General features: G+C 72.4%; 17 protein-coding genes and 1 other RNA gene. 7 read left to right on the top strand and 11 right to left on the bottom strand.

From position 1 onward, the window contains the following. Positions 1-86: 86 nt before the first annotated feature. Positions 87-3,026, bottom strand: coding sequence for a bifunctional [glutamine synthetase] adenylyltransferase/[glutamine synthetase]-adenylyl-L-tyrosine phosphorylase (locus BJ959_RS00500; RefSeq protein ID WP_153981212.1), 2,940 nt, complete (start codon positions 3,024-3,026; stop codon positions 87-89). Positions 3,027-3,044: 18 nt separating this feature from the next. Beyond that, positions 3,045-4,382: a glutamine synthetase family protein gene (locus BJ959_RS00495; RefSeq protein ID WP_153981257.1), complete on the bottom strand. Its 1,338-nt coding sequence runs from the start codon at positions 4,380-4,382 to the stop codon at positions 3,045-3,047. Between the two features lie 68 nt (positions 4,383-4,450). On the opposite strand from BJ959_RS00495, the gene BJ959_RS00490 reads away from it, so the two are divergent. Together BJ959_RS00490 and panB are read left to right on the top strand one after the other, a co-directional pair. Then, positions 4,451-6,184, top strand: a complete 1,734-nt coding sequence (locus BJ959_RS00490; protein WP_153981213.1) for an NAD+ synthase — start codon at positions 4,451-4,453, stop codon at positions 6,182-6,184. Positions 6,185-6,206: 22 nt separating this feature from the next. Next, positions 6,207-7,055 carry a 3-methyl-2-oxobutanoate hydroxymethyltransferase gene (gene panB / locus BJ959_RS00485; protein WP_153981214.1) on the top strand — a complete coding sequence of 283 codons (849 nt, stop codon included), beginning with the start codon at positions 6,207-6,209 and terminating at the stop codon, positions 7,053-7,055. Positions 7,056-7,157: 102 nt separating this feature from the next. Here the strand turns inward: panB and BJ959_RS00480 are convergent, their stop codons facing one another. Beyond that, complete coding sequence (locus BJ959_RS00480) at positions 7,158-7,337, bottom strand: methionine aminopeptidase (protein WP_153981215.1); 180 nt, start codon at positions 7,335-7,337, stop codon at positions 7,158-7,160. Positions 7,338-7,391: 54 nt separating this feature from the next. Here BJ959_RS00480 and map point away from each other — a divergent pair, with 54 nt between their 5' ends. Together map and ppgK are read left to right on the top strand one after the other, a co-directional pair. After that, on the top strand, positions 7,392-8,258 hold the full coding sequence (gene map / locus BJ959_RS00475; RefSeq protein WP_153981216.1) for a type I methionyl aminopeptidase: 867 nt from the start codon (positions 7,392-7,394) through the stop codon (positions 8,256-8,258). A 50-nt stretch (positions 8,259-8,308) separates the two neighbouring features. Further along, a complete protein-coding gene (gene ppgK, locus BJ959_RS00470) occupies positions 8,309-9,076 on the top strand; it encodes a polyphosphate--glucose phosphotransferase (protein WP_153981217.1) in 768 nt (255 codons plus the stop codon). A 148-nt stretch (positions 9,077-9,224) separates the two neighbouring features. On the opposite strand, the gene BJ959_RS00465 is transcribed toward ppgK, so the two are convergent. Continuing rightward, positions 9,225-10,343 carry a fatty acid desaturase family protein gene (locus BJ959_RS00465; RefSeq protein WP_424960736.1) on the bottom strand — a complete coding sequence of 373 codons (1,119 nt, stop codon included), beginning with the start codon at positions 10,341-10,343 and terminating at the stop codon, positions 9,225-9,227. 174 nt (positions 10,344-10,517) lie between these two features. Here BJ959_RS00465 and BJ959_RS00460 point away from each other — a divergent pair, with 174 nt between their 5' ends. Continuing rightward, a complete protein-coding gene (locus BJ959_RS00460) occupies positions 10,518-11,258 on the top strand; it encodes a VIT1/CCC1 transporter family protein (RefSeq protein ID WP_153981218.1) in 741 nt (246 codons plus the stop codon). Between the two features lie 15 nt (positions 11,259-11,273). Continuing rightward, on the top strand, positions 11,274-12,731 hold the full coding sequence (locus BJ959_RS00455) for an SDR family NAD(P)-dependent oxidoreductase (protein ID WP_183321810.1): 1,458 nt from the start codon (positions 11,274-11,276) through the stop codon (positions 12,729-12,731). 32 nt (positions 12,732-12,763) lie between these two features. Here BJ959_RS00455 and rnpB read toward each other — a convergent pair. From rnpB to BJ959_RS00425, 6 genes are all read right to left on the bottom strand, one after another. Then, an RNA gene (gene rnpB, locus BJ959_RS00450) (RNase P RNA component class A) lies at positions 12,764-13,145 on the bottom strand. A 64-nt stretch (positions 13,146-13,209) separates the two neighbouring features. Then, positions 13,210-13,632, bottom strand: coding sequence for a reverse transcriptase-like protein (locus tag BJ959_RS00445; protein WP_153981220.1), 423 nt, complete (start codon positions 13,630-13,632; stop codon positions 13,210-13,212). Continuing rightward, the gene (locus tag BJ959_RS00440; protein ID WP_243738788.1) at positions 13,629-14,369 is read right to left on the bottom strand and encodes a zinc ribbon domain-containing protein; all 741 of its coding nucleotides are present in this window, start codon (positions 14,367-14,369) and stop codon (positions 13,629-13,631) included. Before BJ959_RS00440 ends, BJ959_RS00445 begins: the two co-directional genes overlap by 4 nt. A 139-nt stretch (positions 14,370-14,508) precedes the next feature. Then, positions 14,509-15,321: a Nif3-like dinuclear metal center hexameric protein gene (locus tag BJ959_RS00435; RefSeq protein WP_153981221.1), complete on the bottom strand. Its 813-nt coding sequence runs from the start codon at positions 15,319-15,321 to the stop codon at positions 14,509-14,511. Beyond that, positions 15,318-18,056 (bottom strand): cytosine permease, encoded by a 2,739-nt coding sequence (locus BJ959_RS00430; RefSeq protein ID WP_153981222.1) that lies wholly within the window; start codon positions 18,054-18,056, stop codon positions 15,318-15,320. Before BJ959_RS00430 ends, BJ959_RS00435 begins: the two co-directional genes overlap by 4 nt. 18 nt (positions 18,057-18,074) lie before the next feature. After that, a complete protein-coding gene (locus BJ959_RS00425; RefSeq protein ID WP_341799851.1) occupies positions 18,075-18,965 on the bottom strand; it encodes a DMT family transporter in 891 nt (296 codons plus the stop codon). A 42-nt stretch (positions 18,966-19,007) separates the two neighbouring features. On the opposite strand from BJ959_RS00425, the gene BJ959_RS00420 reads away from it, so the two are divergent. Further along, the gene (locus tag BJ959_RS00420) at positions 19,008-19,379 is read left to right on the top strand and encodes a hypothetical protein (protein WP_153981223.1); all 372 of its coding nucleotides are present in this window, start codon (positions 19,008-19,010) and stop codon (positions 19,377-19,379) included. On the opposite strand, the gene BJ959_RS00415 is transcribed toward BJ959_RS00420, so the two are convergent. After that, positions 19,376-20,281, bottom strand: coding sequence for a zinc-ribbon domain-containing protein (locus BJ959_RS00415; protein ID WP_153981224.1), 906 nt, complete (start codon positions 20,279-20,281; stop codon positions 19,376-19,378). The two genes, BJ959_RS00420 and BJ959_RS00415, sit on opposite strands and share 4 nt — an antisense overlap. Positions 20,282-20,312: the final 31 nt, after the last annotated feature.

Below are 20,312 nucleotides of genomic sequence, written 5' to 3'. Positions count from 1 at the left end.
CCACACGCGAGGGCCCCGCTCCGTCAGGATCGGGGCCCTCGTCGTGCGTGGGGGCGGCACCGTGAGCGGCGGGATGCGGAACGCACCTAGCTCGTGCCGTAGAAGCCCTTCTCGAACACCTGGCGGGCGAGCCGCGTCGTGCGCAGGTAGTCCTCCTCGAGCTGCGAAGCCGCCCCGGCCGGGTAGCCCATCAACCGGGCGACCCCCTCCAGCTGGGCACGGTCGAGCGGCAGCACATCGCCGGTCTTCGCGCTCCACAGCGTGAGCGCCGAGCGGGCGCGCGACGCGATCAGCCAGGCGGCGCGGAGGCGCTCGGCGTCGGCGGGTGACACGAGCTCCGCATCCGCCGCCGCCTGGAGGGCGTCGAGCGTGGATGTCGTGGCGAGGGCCGGCAGCGCGGCCCCGTGCTGCAGCTGCAGCAGCTGCACGAACCACTCGACGTCGCTGAGCGAGCCCCGCCCGAGCTTGAGGTGCCGCGCGGGATCGGCGGCCTGGGGCAGCCGTTCGGCTTCGACGCGCGCCTTGATGCGGCGCACCTCGCGCGCCTCGGCCTCGCCGAAGGCGGCCGGGTAGCGCACGGTGTCGGCAAGCCGTGTGAAGTCCTCCTGCAGCGCGGGGTCACCGGCGACGGCCCGAGCGCGCAGCAGCGCCTGCGCCTCCCAGGTGAGCGACCAGCGCTCGTAGTAGGCGCGGTACGAGTCGAGCGACCGCACGATCGCTCCGTTGCGCCCCTCGGGCCGCAGGTCGATGTCGAGGTCGAGCGGCAGACGGAGGTCCTCGGTCAGGCGCTTGAGCTCGTGCACGATGCGCTCGGCGCGCTTCTGCGCGTCGTCGCCCGCCCCGGCATCGCGGTACACGTACATGACGTCGGCGTCGGAGCCGAAACCCAGCTCGGCACCGCCGTACCGGCCCATCGCGACGATCGCGAACTCGATGCCGTCGCCCGCGGGGTGGCAGAGCGACAGCGTGCCGCTGAGCAGGGCGGTGGTCACGTCGGCGAGTCCGCGCCCGAGCTCCTGCACCGTGATGACGTCGAGGATGCCCGCCAGGGCGAGGCGCAGCACCTCCCGCCGACGGGCGGTGCGCAGCGCCTTCGCGGCCGCGTCGACGTCATCGGCGTGCCGGTCGACGGTGGCCCGCGCCTCGTCGAGCAGCGCCGGCAGCGGTCGCGGACGCAGCTCGTCGACGCTCTCGAGCCAGGCCGCGCCCTCGGGAATGCGCTCGAAGAGCCCGCCGACGTACCGGGATGCGGCGAGCACGCTCGTCAGCCGCTGCGCCGCCCCGCTCGAGTCGCGGAGCATGCGGAGGAACCAGTACGACTCGCCCAGGTCCTCGCTCAGCCGCCGGAAGGCGAGCAGCCCGTAATCGGGGTCCGCGCCCTCGGCGAGCCATTGCAGGATGACCGGGAGCAGGGTGCGCTGGATCTGCGCGCGCCGCGAGACGCCGCTCGTGAGGGCGGCGATGTGCCGAAGAGCGCCCCGCGCGTCGACGAAGCCGATCGCGGCGAGCCGGGCCTCCGCCTGGTCGCTGGTGAGGGCGAGACCCTCCTCGGGCAGAGCGGCGACGGCGGAGAGCAGCGGCCGGTAGAACAGCTTCTCGTGCAGCGAGCGCACGGCGATCTTGGTCTGCTGCCAGCGATCGGTGAGCTCCTCGGCGGTGAGGGCGACGCCGGTGGCCCGGGCGAGCACACGCAGGCGCTCCGGGTCGCGGGGCATGAGGTGGGTGCGCGTCATGCGGTCGAGCTGCACGCGGTGCTCGATCACCCGCAGGCGGCGGTAGTCGCCCGAGAACGACGCCGCTTCCTCCCTCCCGATGTAGCCGTGCTCTGCGAGAGCACCGAGGGCGCCGAGCGTGTCGCCCTGCCGCACGCGATCGTCGTAGGCCCCGTGCACGAGCTGCAGCAGCTGGATCGTGAACTCGACGTCGCGCAGGCCTCCTGGCCCGAGCTTGAGCTGCACGTCGACCTCGTCGGCCGGGATGTGCTCGGTGACCCGTTCGCGCATCCGCTGCACGGATTCGACGAAGCCGGGCCGTTGCGAGCTCGCCCAGACGAAGGGATGCACGCTCGCGGTGTAGCGCTCCCCCAGCTCGGCGTCGCCGGCCAGCGGCCGCGACTTCAGCAGCGCCTGGAACTCCCAGCTCTTCGCCCAGCGTTCGTAGTAGGCCACGTGCGACTCGAGGGTGCGCACGAGTGCGCCGTCCTTGCCCTCGGGGCGCAGGTTGGCGTCGACCTCCCACAGCGGGGGCTCGATGCCGGGCTCGCCGATTACGCGAGCGGTCTCGGCGGCGAGCCGGGTGGCGATCTCGACGGCACGGCCGTTCTCGAGCCCATCCGCCCCCTCGGCCACGTAGATGACGTCGACGTCGCTGATGTAGTTGAGCTCGCGAGCCCCCGCCTTGCCCATGCCGATGATCGCGAGCCGGGTGCGCGCGACGTCCTCGGTCGGGAAGGTGCTGACGGCCCGCGCCAGCACCAGCGCGGCCTCCAGGGCGGCCCCGGCGAGGTCGGCGAGGGCCGCCGCGACCGCGGGCAGCGCCTCGACCGCGTCGGGCTGGGCGAGATCCCAGTCGGCGACCCGCAGCACCCAGTGCCGGTAGCGGGCGCGCAGCGCGGTGCGGGCGGCCTCCGGCTCGGGCTTGCCGGTCGGACCGGCGGCGGTGAGCACGGAGTCGACCGCCGCGACGAGCTCGCGCCGCAGCGCGGCCGGCTCGGGCAGCTCGTCGAGCGGACTCCGCAGGGCGGCGAGCGCGTCGGGGCGGCGGCGCAGGAACTCGCCCAGGCCCTCGCTCGCGCCGAGGATGCGGATGACCCGCGCCGCCCAGGACGGGTCGGCGAGCACCGGGCGGAGGGCATCCGGATGCTGTTCGCGCAGCCGCACGAGGAGCCGCAGCGCTCGGTCGGGGTCGGCGGCGGCCCCGAATGCCTCGAGATGCTCGTCGAGGTCGCCGAGGGTCGCTCGGGCGGCGCTCAGCTCGGCGAAGCCCAGGCGGGCGAGGTCGGAGAGCGTGGAGGGCGGGCGGGACATGTCGGGAGCCCGGGCGGGCTAGAGGATCTCGAGGTTGCTCTCGAGCTCGAACGGCGTGACCTGCGCGCGGTACGCCGCCCAGTCGCGGCGCTTGTTGAGCAGCACGTAGTTGAACACCTGCTCGCCGAGCGTCGCGGCGACGAGCTCGCTCTCCTCCATGAGGCCCAGCGCACGGTCGAGGCTCGACGGCAGCGGCTTGTAGCCGAGGGCGCGGCGCTCGGCCTCGCTGAGCTCCCACACCGTGTTCTCGGCCTCGGGCGGCAGCTCGTAGCCCTCCTCAATGCCCTTGAGCCCCGCGGCGAGCAGCAGCGAGAAGGCGAGGTAGGGGTTCGCCGCCGAATCCATGCCGCGGTACTCGACGCGCGCGCTCTGCCCCTTGCCGGGCTTGTAGAGCGGCACGCGCACGAGGGCCGAGCGGTTGTTGTGGCCCCAGGTCACGTAGCTCGGGGCCTCGTCGCCCGTCCACAGCCGCTTGTACGAGTTGACGAACTGGTTGGTGACCGCCGTGATCTCGGGGGCGTGAGTCAGCAGGCCCGCGACGAACTGCCGGCCGATGGTCGACAGCTGGTACTGGCCGGCCGGGTCGAAGAACGCGTTCGTGTCGCCCTCGAAGAGCGAGAGGTGCGTGTGCATGCCCGATCCGGGATGCGCGGCCAGCGGCTTGGGCATGAACGTGGCGTACACGCCCTGCTCGATGGCGACCTCCTTCACGACCGTGCGGAAGGTCATGATGTTGTCGGCCGTCGTCAGGGCGTCGGCGTACCGCAGGTCGATCTCGTTCTGACCGGGCCCGGCCTCGTGGTGGCTGAACTCGACGGAGATGCCGAGGTCCTCCAGCATGCGCACCGCGCGACGACGGAAGTCGTGGGCCGTGCCGCCGGGAACGTTGTCGAAGTAGCCCGCCGCGTCGACCGGCTGCGGGCCCTCCGGGCCGTACTTGCTGCTCTTCAGCAGGTAGAACTCGATCTCGGGGTGGGTGTAGAACGTGAAGCCCCGCTCGGCGGCCTTGGCGAGCGTGCGCTTGAGCACGTGGCGCGGGTCGGCTGCTGCCGGCTGACCGTCGGGGGTGGTGATGTCGCAGAACATGCGCGCGGTCGGGTCGACCTCGCCGCGCCAGGGCAGGATCTGGAACGTCGTCGGGTCGGGGTGCGCGAGAACGTCGGCCTCGTAGGCCCGCGAGAAGCCCTCGATGGCCGAGCCGTCGAAGCCGAGGCCCTCGGCGAACGCGCCCTCGACCTCGGCTGGGGCGACCGCGACCATCTTGAGCGTGCCGACGACGTCGGTGAACCACAGTCGCACGAACTTGACCCCGCGCTCCTCGATCGTGCGGAGAACGAAGTCGCGCTGCTTGTCCATGCCACCCAGTCCGGTGCTCACATCTCTCCCTCGATCACGGCCGAAAACCCGCCATTAGGCTAACGGGTATGCCCCGCCTGCGCTTGGCTCTCGGCCAGTCGAACCCCGTCGTCGGCGACCTCGCCGGAAATGCCGAGCAGATCGTCGCAGCGGCGCGAGCGGCGGCCGCGCAGGGCGCCGATCTGCTCGCCCTCGGCGAGATGGCGCTCACCGGCTACCCCATCGAGGACCTGGCCTCGCGACCGTCGTTCCTCGTGGACGCAGGGACGGCCGTCACCGCCCTCGCCGCACGGCTCGAGGCCGAGGGTCTCGGACACCTCCCGGTCGTCGTCGGGCATCCCGACGGCCCGCACGAGCCGCGGCTGCTCGGCACGTCGAACGCGCCCACCGCGATCGCCCAGAACTGCGCGAGCGTGCTGCAGGGCGGCCGCATCGTCGCCCGCTACGCCAAGCACCACCTGCCCAACTACGGGGTGTTCGACGAGTACCGCATCTTCATCCCGGGCGACGAGCTGCTCGTGCTGCGGCTCGGCGGCGTCGACGTCGCGCTCATCATCTGTGAAGACCTCTGGCGCGACGGCGGGCCGGTCGGCCGCGTGCTCGAGTCGGACGCGGGCGTGCTGCTCGTCATCAACGCCTCGCCCTTCGAGCGCGACAAGGACGAGGTGCGGCTGCCGCTCGTCACGCGCCGCGCGGTCGAGACCGACACCGTCGTGGCCTACGTGAACATCGTCGGTGGGCAGGACGACCTCGTGTTCGACGGCGACAGCGTCGTCGTCGACGGGCAGGGCGGCATCCTCGCCCGTGCCCCCCAGTTCTCGGAGCACCTGCTGGTGGTCGACGTCGAGGCGGCCGCGGCCACCGACACCGAGCTGCCCCCGAACGTCCGGCGGGTCAAGCTCGCGGGTGGCGGGGCCCCGAGCGAGCATCCCGTGCCGGCGGACATCGCCGTGTTGCCGGATGACCGCGAGCAGCTCTGGAACGCCCTCGTCACCGGCACGCGCGACTACGTGCGCAAGAACGGCTTCCGCAGCGTGATCCTGGGCCTGTCGGGCGGCATCGACTCGAGCGTGTGCGCGGCCATCGCGGCCGATGCCATCGGGGCCGAGAACGTCTACGGCGTCTCGATGCCCTCGCGCTGGAGCTCCGACCACTCGCGCAGCGACGCCGACGACCTCGCCGAGCGAATCGGGCTGCACTACTCGGTCGAGCCGATCGCCGACCTCGTGGCGCCGGTCGAGACCCAGCTCGCGCTCGACGGCGTCGCGGCCGAGAACCTGCAGGCGCGCATCCGGGCGATCATCCTCATGGGGCTGTCGAACATGCACGGGCACCTCGTGCTCACGACGGGCAACAAGACCGAGCTCGCCGTCGGCTACTCGACGATCTACGGCGACTCGGTCGGCGGGTTCGCACCGATCAAGGATGTTCCGAAGATGCTCGTGTGGGAGCTCGCGCGCTGGCGCAACGAGGCGGCGCAGGCGCGCGGCGAGACCCCGCCTATTCCGGAGAACTCCATCGTGAAGCCGCCGAGCGCCGAGCTGCGGCCCGGCCAGGTCGACCAGGACACCTTGCCGCCCTACGAGGTGCTCGACGCGATCCTCGACGCCTACGTGGGGCGCGAGCTCGGGCGCGACGACGTCGTGGCCCTGGGCTTCGATGCCGCGACCGTCGACTTCGTCACGCGGCTCGTCGATCGCGCCGAGTGGAAGCGCCGGCAGGGCGCGATCGGGCCGAAGATCTCGGGCATGGCCTTCGGTCGTGACCGGCGGATGCCGATTACCTACCGCCCGACTCGCTGACGCGCGGGCTAGGGTGGGGCGCATGGCTGAGGCACCGAAGCGCGTCCGCACCCGTCACTTCGCGAGAGCGAAAGAGCAAGGGATCAAGATCACCGGGCTCACGTCGTACGACGTGCTCACGGCGCAGATCTTCGATGAGGCGGGCATCGACTTCCTGCTCGTCGGCGACTCGGCGGGCAACACCGTGCTCGGCTACGACACGACGCTGCCCGTCACGATCGACGACCTCATCCCGCTCACGCGCGGCGTCGTCAACGGCGTCAGTCGCGCCCTCGTCGTCGCCGACATGCCCTTCGGCTCGTACGAGACGGGGCCCGAAGAGGCCCTGCACACGGCGTTCCGGTTCATGAAAGAGACGGGCGCGCACGCCGTGAAGCTCGAGGGCGGGGTGCGGTCGGCCAAGCAGATTCGCCGCATCGTGTCGGCGGGCATCCCGGTCATGGCCCACATCGGCTTCACGCCGCAGAGCGAGCACGGGCTCGGCGGCCACGTCATCCAGGGCCGCGGCGAGGCGGCCGAGCAGCTTCTCGCCGACGCGCACGCGGTCGAGGAAGCCGGCGCGTTCGCCGTCGTGCTCGAGATGATCCCGGCCGAGGTCGCGAAGCGCATTACGGCCGAGCTGTCGATTCCGACGATCAGCGTCGGCGGCGGCCCGCACTGCGACGGCCAGCTCGTCGTCTGGACCGACTGGGCCGGGCTGACCGGCGGGCGCATCCCGAAGTTCGTCAAGCAGTACGCCAACCTGCGGCAGGTGCTGCGGGATGCGGCGCTCGCGTACAAGGCCGACGTCGAGTCGGGCGCCTACCCCGACGAGGCGCACAGCTACAGCGACGAGAGCGCCGAGCAGGCCCTGCGCGACCGCACCGACTAGCGCAGCCTTCCGCCTTTTTCTGCCAGATCTGGCCCGAACGGGCTGTCAGCGGACCCGGATGCGCCGTTTCGGCCCAGATCTGGGGTGGTCGGGTGGCGGAGGTTATTCCTCTTCGTCGGCCGCCCACGCGCGGGCGCGCTCGCGCGCGATCTCGGGGGCGCGGCGGGCGTCGGCCTCGCTCGCGTAGGGGCCGTCGCGGTCGCTGCCGAGCGACTGCGGGCCCTGCTCGACCTCGCCGGTCTTGTGGTTGTACCACCAGTGCTTGTCGTCGTGCTCGGCCATGAGCCGCTCCTCCCCCGCGCCGAGGCGCAGGCGCGGCTCGGTAGACTCGACCCTATGCCTCGCGACGACTCTGGTCACCTCGTCGCCGGGCGACTCTCCCCGCAGCGCACCGTGCCGCTGAGCATCCCGCGCCCCGAGTACGTGGGCAAGCCGATGCCCGCCCCGCACGTCGGCGGCGACGTCTACGACGCTGAGACGATCGAGCTCATCCGCCACAGCGGACGCATCGCCGCGCAGGCCGTCGAAGCCGTCGGTGCGGCAATCGCGCCCGGCGTGACGACCGACGAGCTCGACCGCATCGCCCACGAGTTCCTGCTCGACCACGACGCCTACCCCTCGACCCTCGGCTACCGCGGCTTTCCGAAGTCGTGCTGCACGAGCCTCAACGAGGTCATCTGCCACGGCATCCCCGACGACACCGTCATCGCCGAGGGCGACATCGTGAACATCGACATCACCGCCTACAAGAACGGCGTGCACGGCGACCTCAACAAGACCTTCATCGCCGGAACCCCGAGCGAGGATGCGCGCCTGCTCGTCGAGCGCACGCAGGAGGCCCTCAACCGCGGCATCAAGGCCGTGGCGCCCGGCCGCCAGATCAACGTGATCGGCCGCGCGATCGAGGCCTACGCGAAGCGCTTCGGCTACGGCGTCGTGCGCGACTTCACCGGCCACGGGGTCGGGCGCTCGTTCCACTCCGGGCTCATCGTGCCGCACTACGACGCCGCGCCCGACTACGCCACGGTGATGGAGGTGGGCATGGTGTTCACGATCGAGCCCATGCTGACCCTCGGCACGATCGAGTGGGACCTCTGGGCCGACGACTGGACGGTCACGACAAAGGACAAGTCGCTCAGCGCCCAGTTCGAGCACACGCTCGTCGTGACCGAGCGCGGCGCCGAGATCCTGACGCTGCCCTGACCACGCGCCCGCCCGCACTTCAGCCGCACCTCGACCGGAAGGACCCGCCCATGGCTCTCGCTCTCGGCATCGACATCGGCGGCACCGGCATCAAGGGGGCCCTCGTCGACCTGGATGCGGGCGAGCTCGCCAGCGAGCGCGTCAAGCTGCCCACCCCCGACGGCGGTGAGCCCGAGGCGATCATCACGAGCGTGCGCCAGCTGGCCGACGAGCTCAGCGACCTGAGCGGAACCGCGCTCGACGACGTCGCCCACATCGGCGTCTGCTTTCCCGCGGTCGTGCTGCGCGGCCGCACGATGTCGGCGGCGAACGTCAGCGAGCGCTGGATCGGCCTCGACGCCGACACCGCCTTCAGCGAGGCGCTCGGCCGCGACATCCACTTCGTGAACGACGCCGACGCGGCGGGCTACGCCGAGGCGGTGTTCGGTGCGGCACGCGGGCAGCGCGGGCTCGTGCTCATGACGACCCTCGGCACGGGAATCGGCAGCGCCCTCATCTACAACGGCGTGCTCGTGCCCAACAGCGAGCTCGGTCACCTCGAGCTCGACGGCCGCGATGCCGAGACCGGGGCGGCGAACTCGGCGCGCGAGCGCGAGGGGCTCTCGTTCGCCGACTGGGCGACTCGCCTCACCCGCTACTACGGCTACCTCGAGCGGCTGTTCTCGCCCGACCTGTTCGTCATCGGCGGCGGCATCTCGAAGCAGCACGAGGAGTTCGTGCCGCTGATCGACGTGCGCACCCCGATCGTGCCGGCTGCGCTGCGCAACAACGCCGGCATCATCGGCGCCGCGGCCTTGGCGACCGAGCACCAGCGCTGAGGCCGGCCTCCCCCGACGTGTGGCGTGGTTTCTGGCATGAGGTGCGAAAAGTTCCGCCACTCATGACAGAAGGGGCACACCTCGTCGGCTAGGAACGCGGCGGCCGGCGAGCCGGCAGGCTGCCGAGCCAACCGGCCGGCGGGCGCGCCTAGGCCGAACGCCGGAACTGGTTGACGAGCGGGCAGTCGAAGGGATCGCGAGCCGACAGCCCCACCCGGTTGAGGTACTGCACGACGATGCCGTACGAGCGCAGGATGCCCGTCTCGGTGTACGGGATGCCCGTCGACTGGGCGTACTCGCGCACGATGTCGCGCGCTCGTGACAGAGCCGGGCGGGGCATGTTCGGGAAGAGGTGGTGCTCGACCTGGTGGTTGAGCCCGCCGAACAGCACCGTCGCCCACCACCCGCCCTTGAGGTTGCGCGAGGTGACGATCTGGCGCTGCAGGAAGTCGAGCCGGCTGTCGGCCTCGAGGATCGGCATGCCCTTGTGGTTGGGCGCGAACGACGCACCCATGTAGACGCCGAACACCGCCAGCTGCACGCCGAGGAAGGCGAAGGCCATGCCGAGCGGCAGGAACCAGAACAGCACGGCGACGTACAGCCCCAGCCGCAGCGCGATCAGACCCAGCTCGAGCATCCGGTGCTCGACCCGGCCGCGCTCGAAGAGCGAGGCGATGGAGCGCGCGTGCAGGTTGATGCCCTCGAGGGTGAGCAGCGGGAAGAACAGCCAGCCCTGATTGCGCGTAATGAGCGCGAACACGCGGCCCGACTTCGCCGCGTCCTCCGGCAGGAACGCGATCGTGTCCTGCTCGATGTCGGGGTCGGCGCCCTTCTGGTTCGGCTTCGCGTGGTGGCGCGTGTGCTTGTGCATCCACCAGTGGTAGCTGATGCCGACGACGGCGGTCGCGAGGATGCGACCGACCCAGTCGTTCACCCGGCCGGAGGCGAAGATCTGGCGGTGCGAGGCCTCGTGGGTGACGAAGGCGATCTGCGTCAGGACGATGCCGAGCGCTCCGGCCATGAGCAACTGGAACCAGCTGTCGCCGAGCAGCACCATGCCGGTGATGATGCCGCCGAGGGCGAGCGCGAGCGCGCCGAAGACCGCGTAGTAGAACCCCTCGCGGCGACGCAGCAGCCCGGCATCGCGCACGGTGCGCATGAGGGCGCCGTACGACGCGGTGAGCTGCGGGGCCCCCGGGTTGCGCGGGGTCGTCGGGCGCAGCGCGCCGAGGGAACCGGAAGGGGAGACAGAGGAGAGAGAGGACACAGCAGCCTTCGGGGTCGGTATGCGACTTCCCAGCCGGCGCGGGGTGCGAACGGATGCTCGCCAGATGCTCTCGACTCTACGCACCCGCGTATGCCGAAACCGGAATGACAGGCCGATGCATAGCTCAGGCTTGCCTTCCTTGAGGGTTGAGGTGGAGACGAGTTGACTGAAGGCATGACCGACGGCTCGACGACCTCCTCCGACCACACCCCGCACGACGCCGAACCCCACGACCGCGGCGCGTTCAGCGACGGGCTCAACAAGCTCCGCGCCGGGGTGCTCGGGGCGAACGACGGCATCGTCTCGGTCGCCGCGGTCGTCGTCGGCGTCGCCGGAGCGACGAGCGAGCTCGCGCCGATCATCACCGCGGGCGCAGCCGCGGTCGTCGGTGGCGCCATCTCGATGGCCCTCGGCGAGTACGTCTCGGTGGCGAGCGCGCGCGACAGTCAGACCGCGCTCATCGCGAAGGAGAAGCGCGAGCTCGAGGAGATGCCCGAGCAGGAGCTCGCGGAGCTCGCGAGCATCTACCAGGCGAAGGGGCTCAGCCCCGAGACCGCGCAGAAGGTCGCGGAGGAGCTCACGGCGCACGATGCCCTCGGCGCGCACCTCGAAGCCGAGCTGCACATCGACGAGAACGAGGTGCTGAAGCCCTGGCAGGCCGCGTGGGCCTCGTTCCTGGCCTTCCTGCTCGGTGCCGTGCTGCCCATGCTCGCCATCACCCTGCCGCCGGCCGAGCTGCGCATTCCGATCGCGTTCGTCGCCACCCTCGTCGCGCTCGGCATCACCGGGGCGCTCGGCGCCTACCTCGGCAAGAGCCCCTGGCTCAAGCCGACCGTGCGCGTGGTGCTGGGCGGCGCGATCGCCTTGGCCGTGACGTTCGCGATCGGTGCCCTGCTCGGGACGACCATCGCCTAGCCGATAACCTGGCGTGTGCCCTCCGACCACCCCGCGATCGATCCGGATGACCTCGCCGCCACACTGCGGGTGCTGAGCACGCTGCACGAGCTCGACCACGAGCATCCCGACTTCATCGCGGTGCGGCACGCGACCGCCCACATGTTCCGTGCGGTCAAGGTGCATCGCCGCATGACCAGGCGCGCCGAGGTGCTCGCGGCCGACACGGCCGTCATCGAGGCGACGGCGACCGGCTCCCCCGATCGCATCGACGACGAGACGCGCGGCGTCGACATCAGCTCGTCGACCGAGGCGCCCTTCGCGGGCGAGCTCACGCGCCCTCAGGCGTGCTACATCTGCAAGCAGCGGTACACGCTCGTCGATGCCTTCTACCACCAGCTGTGCCCCGACTGCGCACGCCTCAACCACGCGAAGCGGAATGCCCGCACCGACCTGACCGGACGCCGCGCGCTGCTCACCGGCGGGCGCGCCAAGATCGGCATGTACATCGCCCTGCGACTGTTGCGCGACGGCGCCCACACGACGATCACGACGCGGTTCCCGCGGGATGCCGTGCGCCGGTTCTCGGCCCTGCCTGACGCGGCCGACTGGATCGACCGGTTGCGCATCGTCGGCATCGACCTGCGCGACCCCGCTCAGGTCATCGGCCTCGCCGAGTCGGTCGCCGCGGCCGGACCGCTCGACATCATCATCAACAACGCCGCGCAGACCGTGCGGCGCTCCCCCGGCGCCTACCAGCCGCTCATCGAAGCGGAGCTGGCCCCGCTGCCCGACGGGCCTCTGCCTGAGCTCGTCACCTTCGGGCACACGATGGATCCGCACCCGCTCGCCCTGGCCGAGTCGGTCTCCGCCCACCCGATCCTCGCAGCAGCCGCGGCGAAGGCCGAGCATCTGACGCAGGCGGCGATGACGGCCGGGAGCGCATCCCTCGCCCGCCACAAGGCCGGAACCGCGATCGATGCCGGCGGCCTCGTGCCCGACCTGCACGACGTCAACAGCTGGACGCAGGCCGTCGGATCGGTGGAGCCGCTCGAGATGCTCGAGGTGCAGCTGGCGAATTCGGTCGCCCCGTTCATCCTCGTCGACCGGCTGCGGCCCTCGCTCGCGGCGTCACCGTTCGCGCGCACCTACGTCGTGAACGTGAGCGCGATGGAGGGCGTCTTCAGCCGCGGATACAAAGGCCCCGGCCACCCGCACACCAACATGGCGAAGGCCGCGATGAACATGCTGACGCGCACGAGCGCGCGCGAGATGTTCGAGAACGACGGCATCCTCATGACGAGCGTGGACACCGGCTGGATCACCGACGAACGCCCGCATCCGACGAAGCTGCGGCTCGCCGAGGAGGGCTTCCATGCCCCGCTCGACCTCGTCGACGGAGCCGCCCGGGTCTACGACCCGATCGTGCGCGGCGAGGCCGGCGAGGACCTGTTCGGCGTCTTCCTGAAGGACTACCGACCCTCGCAGTGGTGAGCCCGCATCCGGCGGAGGGTGATCGAGCGAGGCAAGTGGGTCGGCCGATACGCCGGGTTCTGTTCCCGGGATCACTCCCGTTCGACGGCCATCTCTCTCGGGACGACGTTGCCGCAGCCCTCTAGCGGTCTACCCGGCACCTCGGCGAGCAGCGTCAACGGTGCCTGTCTGACCTTGCTCCGGGCGAGGTTTACCCAGCGAGCCCGATCACTCGGGCCCCTGGTGGTCTCTTACACCACCGTTTCACCCTTACCGCCGGCCGAAGCCGGAGGCGGTCTGCTCTCTGTTGCACTTTCTCGCGCATTGCTGCGGGTGGGTGTTACCCACCGCCCTGCTCTACGGAGCCCGGACGTTCCTCGGCGAGGCCGTTCCCCCGGAGGGGCGTGCACTCGACGCGACCGTCTGGCCGGCCCACTTGCGCCTCCAGGCTAGCGGGTCGACGGATGCTCGCGCCGAGCATCCCTGTCAGCGAAGCCGCTCAGCGCGAGAACGAGGCCCGCGCGTCCATCGCCTGGTTGGCGCACGCGTCGGCGCGGGAGTTCTGCAGGCGCGGCACCCACTCGAAGCGCACGGGCGTGCCGCTCAGCACCTGGCGCGCCTCGGCGGCGAGTTCGGCCATCGCGGGGTGCTTGATCTTCCAGCGGCCCATCATCTGCTCGACGACGAGCTTGGAATCCATGCGGATCGTGAGCTGAGCGTCGGGGTCGAGCTCGAGGGCGCGGCGCACACCGGCGAGCATCCCCGAGTACTCGGCGACATTGTTCGTGGCGACGCCCACCCAGACGCCGACCTCGGCGAGCACCTCGCCCGACGCCGGATCGATGACGACGGCGCCGCCCGCGGCGGGGCCGGGGTTGCCGCGCGAACCGCCATCGGCCTCGATCAGCAGCTCGCGAGTCACAGGCCGCTCTCGTCAGTGCGGACCAGGATCGCGCTGGAGTCGGGGCACAGGATCACCGCGTCGGGTGCAGCTGCGCGCACCGCGGCGAGGTCACTGCCCGTGAGCTCGACGCCGCTTGCGCTCGAGATGCGCGCGCGCAGGTGCGAGGCGCCCACGCCATAGCGCTCACGCTGCTTCTCGTAGAGCGCCAGGAGGTCGGCGGGCACGCGCCCGGCAACCTCGGCGCGGGCCGCGCGAGCGGTGGTCACCTCCTCGGCGAGGGCGGCGAGGGCCGCATCGCGCGCCGCCTCGGCGGCGGCGAGCTGCTCGAGATGGGCGTCGAGGGCGGCCTGCGCCGACTCCAGCTCGCTCTCGAGCGTCTCGACGGTCTCCATGACCGTCAGCTCGATCTCCTCCAGGTCGGCGAGGCGTGCCTTCAGCGAGGCGACCTCGTGCTCGAGACCGGCGATGTCTTTGACCGACGAGCTGCTCTGCAGCCGCTCACCGTCGCGGGCGATGCGCGCCTCGACCAGCTGCACGTCGCTCTCGACCCGCTGCAGCTCGAGCCGCGCGTCTTCGAGCTCGCCCCGACGCTGCGCGGCGAACTCGCGCATCACGTCGGCCTCGGCCTTCAGCGCCTCGACCTGGGCGCGCTCGGGCAGGCTGCGCTCGCGGTGCGCAAGCTGCTGCAGCGCGGTGTCGTGCGCCTGCACCTCGAGCAGGAGGCGCTGGTCGGCGGGGCTGGCAGTCAGGGCCATCGGCGGCTCACCTGGTCTCTCGGTCGTGACGGTCGTGACGGTCGGATCGGTGCGGTCGGTGCGGTCGGTGCGGTCGGTGCGGTCGTTCGGTGCGGTGGTTCGGCGCGGTCAGGATGGCCGCGGGGTTCGGGGTGCGCCCCTACTGTACGACCACGAAGTCCCACGGGTCGGTGCGCAGCTCGCTGACGGCGACCTCCACCCCGGGCAGCGCCGCGCGGAGCTCCTCGGCGGCCACCTCCAACCAGAGCCACTCGCTCGCCCAGTGCGAGACGTCGATCAGGGCCGGCCCTCCGGCGACCCGCGCCGACTCGACGGCTTCGCTCGCGGGGTGGTGCCGCAGGTCGGCGGTGACGTACGCGTCGGCGCCGCGCACGAGCGGCTCACCAAGTAGCGAGTCGCCCGCTCCCCCGCAGACCGCGACGGTGCGCACCGGCCGGTCGAAGGCCCCGGCGACCCGCACCCCCGTCGCCGTCGGGGGCAGGATGCCCGCCAGCCGCCGCGCGAGGGCGCCGAGCGTTGTCGACTCGGCCAGCGCCCCGACCCGCCCCAGGCCGAGCCCGGGCGCGGTCTCGACGATCGGCACCGCATCCCGCAGCTGGAGCAGCGCAGCGAGCCGTGCGCTCGTGCCGGTCGCGACGATATCGGCGTTGGTGTGGGCCGCCAGCAGCGCGCAGCGGCCGCGGATCAGGCGCGCGAGCAGCGCCCCCTTCGCGGTGCTCTCGGCAACCGTGGTGACGCCGCGCAGCAACAGGGGGTGGTGCACGAGCAGCAGGTCGGCCTGGGCCGCGAGTGCCTCATCGATGGTGTCGGCCACCGCGTCCACCGCCAGGACGATGCGGCGCACCTCGCCCGCGGGGTCGCCGGCGATGAGCCCGGGGGCGTCCCATGCCTCGGCGCCGGAGGTCGGCCACAAGCGCTCGACGACCGCCTGCACCTCGGCGAGGGTCGTCATGCGCCGAAAGCCGTCGGCACGGCGGTCGCGACGGTGGCCGTCGCGCCGGTGACGGTCCCGTCGGCCCCGGCATCGGCCTCGGCGGCGGCGCGCTCGGCGGTCTGCAGTCGGCGCAGGGCGGGGATGCCCGCAACCAGCGGGGTGAGCAGGCCGAGCGCCAGGGCGAGCAGCACCCCGAGGTCGGCGGCCGCCAGCGGCGCGTCGAGCGGCACGCCGAGCAGCGGGAGCAGGTAGCCCTGCCACGTCAGGCCCGGCACGGCGGCGGTGGTCAGACCCCAGCCGATGCCGGTGCTGACGAGGAGCATGACCGTGTTGACCCACCGCACAGCCGGGTACACGCCGCCGCGCCGCAGCAGTGATGGGGAGTGCACGCGCCGCGTGCGGATCATCGTCTCGGCCCCCACGATGCCGACCCAGGCGGCAACGGGCACGGCGACGGTGGTGAGGGCGTCGCGGAACAGCGAGGCGGTGTCCGGGATCAGCACCAGCAGCACGGCCAGCACGGCGCCGGTCGTCACCACCATCAGCAGCACACCCGCCCAGCGCGGTCCGCGCACTCCGAGAGCGAGCATGGAGAACCCGCCCGAGTACAGGGCGAGAGCCGCGCCGGCCATGAGGGAGAGCGCGACGGCCGCGATCAGCGGTGCTGGGTACCACAGCGGCAGCAGGCGCGACAGCGTGTCGAGGGGGTTCGACTGCAGGCCCTCGGCGAGCACCGGGCTGGAGGCGGCGAGCACCGCCCCCCACGCGATGAGGACGAACGCGGGCAGCGTCGCCCCGAGGGCCGTCCACAGCAGCGTGGCGGAGCCCGAGGTTCCGCGCGCCTGGTAGCGGGCGACATCCCCGCTGCTCATCGCCCACGCCAGACCGATCGCGCTGAACACGATGACCGCGCCAGCGACCATGAGCAGCCAGTCGCCGTCCGGCAGCGAGAGAGCGACCGTCAGGTCGACGTACGGCGCGGTGAGCACGATGAGCCCCACCACCAGCACGGCCGCGAGCGCGCTGATGATGGCGCTCACCACCGCGATGAGACCAAACCCGACGCCCGCGACGACGGCGGCGAGCACCAGGGCGGCACCGCCGGCGATCAGGGCCACGAAGAGGCTGTCGACCCCGGGCACGAGGCCCGAGCCGACCAGGATCTCCGCGGTGCCGGCGGCGAGCATCCAGAGCAGGGCTGCCGCCCAGGCCAGTCGCGTCAGGAGCGCGACGAACGCGGGGATCGCGTTGCCGGCGACCCCGAAGGTCGCGCGCGAGACGACCATGATCGGCTGGCCGCTCCACTTGCTCGCGAGCGTTCCGAGGGCGAGCGGCAGGCACGACAGGGCGACGCCGAGGAGGGCGGCCAGGATCGCCTGGCGGAGGCTGAGCCCCAGACCCAGGATGACCGCCCCGAGCGCCACGCTGACGACCGAGGCGTTCACGGCGAACCAGAGCCAGAACATGCGCGCCGCTCGGCCGGCGCGCTGCTCGGCTGGTGTGGGCTCCAGCGCGGTCACCTCGAGACGGGACGCGCGCGGGCCGACCGGAGCCGGGGCAGCGGCGTCGGACGAGCCCGCGACCGCCGTGGGGTCTGCGGCGGAGTCGACGGCCGTCGTCGCGGCGGGTGCTGCCGGAACGGTAGCGGCACCGGCACCCGCGGCGTCCGTGGCGGCCCCGGCGTCGGACTGCTCGGCCAGGAGTGCCGCGAAGGGGTCGAGGGGCTCCTCGACCGGGTCTGATGGTTCTGACGGGCCTGCCGGACTGGCCGGACCGACCGGGTCGACCAGCGCTTCGGTCTCGGCGACGGCCTCGACGACCGCCGGGGCGACCGCGGGCGACTCCGCACCCGGCTCGGGTTCGCGCAGGAGGGCGTCGAACAGGCCAAGGGCCGACTCGGGCGGCAGCGGCGGGGATCCGGCGCTGGACGGCGGCAGCTCGGGCTCGACGAGGGGCGGAGGGCCGTCGGCCGACGCGGGGCTGTCGACGGACGCGGGACTGTCGACGGACGCCGGGCTGTCGACCGACGCCGGGCTCTCGGCCGACGCCGGGCTCTCGACCGACGCCGGACTGTCGACCGAGATCGGCGTCAGGGCCGGCTCGGCGGCCGAGGGCGGGGGAACCGCCGCCGACGGGATCTGCCCCCACGGCGGCGGGGCGTCCGCGAGCGCGAGGTTGATGGCCGGAGCGCCCGGATCGGCGAGCGATCCCGGCTCGGCCGCGGTCGGAGGCGCGACAGCCGCGGCAGTCTCGTCCGGCGGGGGCACGATCGGCTCCGCGGGCGCAACGGACGGGGCGGGCGCGGCGGGCGCAACGGGCGCCGGTGCCGCCGGGACGACATCGCGGAACTGCTCGCGGACGGCGGCGAGGATCGTGGGCGCCTGCTCGGGGGCGGTCTCGACAACGGTGCGCTCCCACTCCGCGAGCGCGGCGGCCTCGGTGCGGCGCAGCTCGAGCTGGCGCTCGACCAGGTCGAGGAGCGCGCCGCTGTCCGCATCCGCCGTCTCGGGGTCGGCGGCGGCGAGCAGCTCGGCGTCGGTCAGCGAGCGCCGTACCGGCGGGGGCGGCACGGCGCCGGGCAGCGGTGCGGCAGCGGCGGGCGGGGCGGCAGCACCCTCAGCGGCGCTCTCATCCTCGGGCGGGGTGGGCTCCCAGCGGAGCCCGCCGGGCGGCGGCGTGTACGTCGAGCGCCGCGGCCCCGCCGGGATGCCCGCGTCGTCATCCCCGTTCGGCGGCAGCTCGTCGTCGACCATGCCCCGATGATAGGGCGGTCACACCGCCGAACGCGGGCGACGAGCCGAGGAAAGCACGGTGACGCCGACGAGGATCAGCACGAGCCCGAGCCACCCGAGCGGCTCCAGCCGCTCCCCCACGACGAGCACGGCGAGCAGGGTCGCCACCAGGGGCTCGAGCAGGGTGATGACGGTCACGGTGCTGGAGGGCAGGTCGCGCACCCCGACGGCGAAGAACAGGTAGGCGAGGAACATCGGGCCGATCGCGAGGTACAGCGCGATGCCGATCGATCCGGCGGATGCGAGCAGCGGCCCGCCGAGCACCAGCAGCACGCCCGCGAGCGGGATCGCCGCCAGCCCGAACGCCGCCCCCATGACCCCGCGCCCGCTGTGGCCGCCGCGGATGACGATGCCGGAGGCGAAGGTGAAGAGCGCGTATCCTGCGCCCGCGAGCAGCCCCAGGGCCACACCCGCCGGGATGCCCGCCGGATCGACGGGCGATCCGTCGCCGTGACCGCCCGACACCAGCAGGGCCATGCCGGCGATGGCGATGCCCGCGCTCAGCATCCACCGCGCGGTCAGTCGGCGGCGCTGCACCCGCCACTCCAGGATCGCCGCGAACAGCGGCCCGGAGCCGAGCGAGACCACGTTGCCGATGGCGACGCCCGCGAGGTCCATCGAGGCGTAGAAGGCGAGCGGGTAGGCGACCATGCCCGCGGCGGCGGCGAGGAGCCAGCCGCGCATCGCGCGGTCACGAAGTACCCGCAGCGCCGCGCGGTGGTTGACGGCGAACAGGAGCGCGCCGCCGATCGTCATGGTCGACGCACCGATGGCGAGCGGGTTGACCGCGTCGGGGAAGAAGGAGGCGGCGGTGCCCGTCGTGCCCCAGAGCACGCAGGAGGCGACGAGGGCCCAGACGGCGGAGGACACGGGAGCCCCTTCGGTGATGGCGGGCGACGTACAGTGGTGCGCATGACCGAGAACGAGCTCATCGCCCTCTGGACCCGCGCACGCTGGCACATCATTGTGTCGCAACTGGCCCCCACCTTCCTGCTGGCGGTCACCGTGTGGCTGCTGCTCGAGGGGCTCGGTGAGGCACCGCTCGCGGCGCGGCTCGCGGCGACGGGCATCCTGCTCGCCTCCGGGGTGCTGGGCGCAACCGCGCAGTTCTCGGCCGGCCAGGAGGCGCTCGCCGTCATCGACGACCTCCGCGCTCTGCCCGCGACCTCGGCCGTGGGCCGCCGGATCATCGCGAGCGCCCGCGGCGTCGACATCGTGCGGTTCGTCGGCCCGGCGATCTTCGTGCTGACCTTTGCGGCGCTGCTGGCCGCGCTCTACCTCTAGCCGCTCTCCGTCGTGGCGACGCGCCGCTCGTAGGCGCGCACGAGCAGCGCGCCGCGCGTCTCGACCATGCGCTCGATGAGTGCATCGACCGCCGTGTTGGAGACGCCCGCCACCTCGAGGTCGTCGGGGCCGAGGGCGCGCAGGGGGCGGCACCGCATCCGGATCACGCTCCAGCCGACCTCCCCCAGGAGTCGGTCCTTGCGGCGATCGGCGGCTTCGCGGCGGCCGATGTGCTCGTCGGCGGCACGGCCGATGGTGTCGAGCTCGACCGCGATGCCGAGCTCGGCGATGACGATGTCGGGCCACACCTCGAGCCGCCCGAAGAACGGGGTGCGCACCCGCACGGCGTTGAGACTCAGGTCGACGCTCAGCCGCTCCGCGACCAGCGCCCGCAGCCGACCCTCCCCCGCGGAGGTCGCCCGCGAGGCCTCCGCGCTCCGAAAGGCCGTGCCTGGTGCAACGACCTCCGCTGATCTCCACAATTCAGGATTCGATGCGGTGCCGATCCCCTCGACACGCCGCGCGGAGGGCCGCACCGGCGACCGGTGGGTCGCGTCTCCTGAATTGTGGAGACGCGGCCAGCGCGGGGCCGGCGGCAGCAGAGACGGCGTGGCGCAGACGGGGCACCATGATCGGGATGCCCGCGAGCGCCCGGGTCGCCCGCGCTGCTCGGCCGGAGTTGCGACGAACTCGTGGCCGAGCGTGCACACCCAGACGAGCCAGATGTCCGCGGCGGGCGGGATCTGCGACAGCACGAGCTCCCCGTTGCGCTCGGGCCGGAACTGCTCGACCAGCGCGGTGTAGGGCGTCCAGGCGTCGCGGTACCGGCCGACGGGATAGGGCACGGCGAGGCCGGTGACGTGTTGCCGGCGCTGCCACCACTCCTCGACACTTCGGGGCACGCTGCGACCGTACGCGCGCGCACCGACAGGC

This window comes from Microcella frigidaquae (assembly GCF_014200395.1).
Taxonomy (GTDB): Bacteria; Actinomycetota; Actinomycetes; order Actinomycetales; family Microbacteriaceae; genus Microcella; species Microcella frigidaquae.
The sequence above is the reverse complement of the archived record's forward strand: the minus strand, read 5'-3'. Positions and strand labels throughout refer to the sequence as shown.

Excerpts from the sequence above, each read along its gene's own strand:
- BJ959_RS00500 (WP_153981212.1), bottom strand. The coding sequence starts at position 3,026 with ATGTCCCGCCCGCCCTCCACGCTCTCCGACCTCGCCCGCCTGGGCTTC.
- BJ959_RS00495 (WP_153981257.1), bottom strand. The coding sequence starts at position 4,382 with ATGGACAAGCAGCGCGACTTCGTTCTCCGCACGATCGAGGAGCGCGGG.
- BJ959_RS00490 (WP_153981213.1), top strand. The coding sequence starts at position 4,451 with ATGCCCCGCCTGCGCTTGGCTCTCGGCCAGTCGAACCCCGTCGTCGGC.
- panB (WP_153981214.1), top strand. The coding sequence starts at position 6,207 with ATGGCTGAGGCACCGAAGCGCGTCCGCACCCGTCACTTCGCGAGAGCG.
- BJ959_RS00480 (WP_153981215.1), bottom strand. The coding sequence starts at position 7,337 with ATGGCCGAGCACGACGACAAGCACTGGTGGTACAACCACAAGACCGGC.
- map (WP_153981216.1), top strand. The coding sequence starts at position 7,392 with ATGCCTCGCGACGACTCTGGTCACCTCGTCGCCGGGCGACTCTCCCCG.
- ppgK (WP_153981217.1), top strand. The coding sequence starts at position 8,309 with ATGGCTCTCGCTCTCGGCATCGACATCGGCGGCACCGGCATCAAGGGG.
- BJ959_RS00460 (WP_153981218.1), top strand. The coding sequence starts at position 10,518 with ATGACCGACGGCTCGACGACCTCCTCCGACCACACCCCGCACGACGCC.
- BJ959_RS00440 (WP_243738788.1), bottom strand. The coding sequence starts at position 14,369 with ATGGCCCTGACTGCCAGCCCCGCCGACCAGCGCCTCCTGCTCGAGGTG.
- BJ959_RS00435 (WP_153981221.1), bottom strand. The coding sequence starts at position 15,321 with ATGACGACCCTCGCCGAGGTGCAGGCGGTCGTCGAGCGCTTGTGGCCG.
- BJ959_RS00430 (WP_153981222.1), bottom strand. The coding sequence starts at position 18,056 with ATGGTCGACGACGAGCTGCCGCCGAACGGGGATGACGACGCGGGCATC.
- BJ959_RS00420 (WP_153981223.1), top strand. The coding sequence starts at position 19,008 with ATGACCGAGAACGAGCTCATCGCCCTCTGGACCCGCGCACGCTGGCAC.